This is a genomic window from Cyanobacteriota bacterium (genome assembly GCA_025054735.1).
Classification (GTDB): domain Bacteria; phylum Cyanobacteriota; class Cyanobacteriia; order SKYG9; family SKYG9; genus SKYG9.
Map to the genome: position 1 here is coordinate 6,578 of JANWZG010000025.1, position 3,010 is coordinate 9,587.

At 51.0% G+C, this 3,010-nt stretch carries 4 protein-coding genes; 3 read left to right on the forward strand and 1 reads right to left on the reverse strand.

Features of this window, described 5'->3' with window-relative positions:
• Window positions 1–147: paraslipin (locus tag NZ772_02395; GenBank protein ID MCS6812411.1), on the reverse strand; the 147-nt coding region annotated here is incomplete at its 3' end.
• Between the two features lie 248 nt (window positions 148–395).
• Between NZ772_02395 and NZ772_02400 the strand changes: the two genes are divergently transcribed.
• From NZ772_02400 to bioF, 3 genes are all read left to right on the forward strand, one after another.
• Window positions 396–1,157 (forward strand): TPM domain-containing protein, encoded by a 762-nt coding sequence (locus NZ772_02400; protein ID MCS6812412.1) that lies wholly within the window; start codon window positions 396–398, stop codon window positions 1,155–1,157.
• A gap of 110 nt (window positions 1,158–1,267) precedes the next feature.
• A complete protein-coding gene (locus NZ772_02405; protein MCS6812413.1) occupies window positions 1,268–1,747 on the forward strand; it encodes a hypothetical protein in 480 nt (159 codons plus the stop codon).
• 87 nt (window positions 1,748–1,834) lie between these two features.
• On the forward strand, window positions 1,835–3,010 hold a 1,176-nt coding region (gene bioF / locus NZ772_02410), incomplete at its 3' end, for an 8-amino-7-oxononanoate synthase (protein MCS6812414.1).

Genomic DNA, 3,010 nt, shown 5'->3' on the forward strand with positions numbered 1-3,010 from the left:
GTTCAACCCTGGCTTTAGGGTTCTTTTATATTTTCCCAAGCGTTCTACGATAGCCTGATCGCCCTGACGGATAATTTTGGCAGACCCCGCAGTATAGCCGATCGCAGCTAACACAACAGCAGCTACAAACGCAAGCACTGAAGACATAGGTGTGAAACTCTCCTAGCTCAACCTAACGAGGAGCATATGTCCCTAGTGTACTCGCTTTGGCTGAAAACCATCCCCACCTTACAGATCCCTTGAGATCTGATCCTGAAAACTATTACATTAAGGTAAACAACTGTAAAGTCACACTCATAATCCTGCTGTTATCAGATTCAGTATCCATGATGCGATTTAAGATGCCTAGTCTCACGTCATTCGCTCTTGTTGCCCAACCGTTGCTAATGAGGCTAATGGCTTTATTGCTGGTTAGTCTGACTTGCATGCTAGCAGCACCAGCCTACGCCTATGACAACCCTGAACTGTTGCCAGATAGCCCCACAAATGTCATCGATTTGGCAAGAACATTGACGGCCATCCAAGAGGCTCAGTTAGATCAGGAACTGTCAGACTTTGAGGCAGAAACAGGATGGAAACTGCGAGTGCTGACTCAGTTTGATCGCACTCCAGGCCGAGCCGTCAAGGAATTTTGGAACCTAGACGACAAAAGTGTGATGTTGGTGGCCGATGCCCGTGGCGGTAACCTCTTGAACTTCAGCGTGGGCGATGACTTGTATCCATTACTGCCACGCACGTTTTGGATAGAGCTGCAAACCCGCTATGGCAACCAGTTCTTTGTGCGTGAAAACGGCGAAGATCAATCAATTATTCAGGCTATTCGTTCCCTTGAGTACTGCCTACGTCGAAACGGTTGCAAAGTGGTGCCAGGGTTACCCAGAGAGCAGTGGATTCTGACCTTAATTACCTCCGTAGTGGGTGGGATTGTGCTGGGATTTGCGTCTCAACCCCGTGGCGGCAAGCCGTTTGCATGGCAGTGGGCACTAATTTTCTCGCCACTGTGGGGTATCTTGTTTATTGCTTTCGGGATTGGGCCGGTAGTGACGCGAACAACGGATTGGTTACCTCTGCTACGTAACATTATGGGATTTGCGATCGGTGCCCTGGTAGCCTACCTTACCCCCATGTTAAATCAACCGTCCCCATCATCAGAGTAGCAAGCTCCGTTGGTGATGTACTGAATCTTAGCTGCGCTAGACCCTAGTTGTTAGGAACTTGGCTGGGTATGATTCAGTCTGTAAGGATTACGGGTTGTTAAGAGTCAACGATGGTTAGGGTTAGGCAATTCGGTGGACGGTTTACAGTGCAAGCAGCGATAGCTATGGTGCTAGCGGGGATAGGCACAGCGCTTACTTCGCCTGCTCTAGCTCAGATCATTATCGCACCGCCACCTGTGATTATCGTGCCACCGGATGTAGTTATTGTGCCGCCAGAGAAGCGTCCAGTGCTAGTGGAGTTTGAGGCATTGGGTAAGGACTGGGGCAGTGTCTGGGTTAACGGGCAGGAGTTAGTCACGTTTCGGAATTTTAACCGTCGGCAAGCGATCGCCCTCAAACCTGGAGCCTATCGGATTGTCGTTACAGGCACTACGCGCATGGATGTGTGGGATGCTGGTTACCTTGATGTCAGTAAAGATACCAACATTATCCGCATCCGTGTTGCTAAAGGTTACCGACTCATGCCCGTTAGTCAACCGCAGGTATGGTTGCCTGATAGCAATTTGGACTGGATGAGGGTGTGGCACTGAGGGCCATCGTCAAGTTTATTGCTTATGATGGCAATTACGGTTCCCCAACTTCAACGACGTTAATTAACAACCTTGAGCGATCCAACTATTCCTAGTCATCCCTACGCTTGGATTGAGCAATCTCTGGCGACCATCCGGCGGGCACGGTGGCATCGCAGCGTAAAAACAATTACCGGCTTGCCCGGTGCAGAGGTTGTACTCGACGGTAAGCTTGTAATTAACTTTGCTAGCAATGACTATCTGGGGCTGGCTGGGGATGCTCGGCTGATTGAGGCAGCGATCGCAGCGACCCGCACCTACGGCACAGGCAGTACAGGCTCTCGCCTGCTCAGCGGTCACCGACTATTGCACCAACAGCTAGAACGAGCCATCGCTGAGTTAAAGCAAACAGAAGATGCCTTAGTGTTTAGTTCTGGCTATTTGGCTAATGTGGGCACCATCGCTGCCTTAGTGGGTAAGCGAGACCTGATTCTTAGCGATCGCTATAACCATTCCAGTTTGAAAACAGGGGCGATCGCCAGTGGAGCCACTGTTCTGGACTATGACCACTGTGACCTTACTGACTTACAGCGCCAGCTTAGCCACCACCGCGCAGCTCATCGTCGTTGCCTAATTCTTACGGATACAGTATTTAGCATGGATGGTGACCTCTGTCCGTTGCCTGAAATCTTAGACTTAGCAGCCCATTTTGACTGTATGGTGCTAGTTGACGAAGCCCACGCCACTGGTGTGCTAGGAACTACAGGTGCAGGGGCGGTTGAATATTTGGGTTGCACGGGCAAACCCCTAGTTCAGATGGGTACTCTCAGCAAAGCATTAGGCAGTCTAGGTGGCTATGTTGCAGGCTCTCGACCTGTGATTGACTTTTTGCGCAATCGTGCACCTAGTTGGGTCTACACAACAGCACTGTCTCCAGCAGATGCGGCTGCTGCTTTGGCAGCAATTCATATTGTGCAAGCTGAACCCCATCGCCGAACTCAACTTTGGGAAAAAGTGCACTGGTGGCATCACTACTGGTCAGAGATTGCAGGTCGATCGTCTCCACCGCCGTCTGCTCCACCCATACCTATCATCTGCCTGCCCTTGCCAGATGCGGCTACTGCTCTCCAGGTAGGTCAACAGCTACTGCATCAGGGGATCTTTGCTCCGGCAATTCGTCCGCCAACGGTGCCCACTAGCCGAATTCGCCTGACTCTGATGGCAACTCACCAGCGGCATCATCTCGAACAACTAGCCTCAGTGCTGGCATCGACTCTCTATAGA

Coding starts and splice junctions, on each gene's coding strand:
- NZ772_02400 (MCS6812412.1), top strand. CDS start 396: ATGGCTTTATTGCTGGTTAGTCTGACTTGCATGCTAGCAGCACCAGCC.
- NZ772_02405 (MCS6812413.1), top strand. CDS start 1,268: ATGGTTAGGGTTAGGCAATTCGGTGGACGGTTTACAGTGCAAGCAGCG.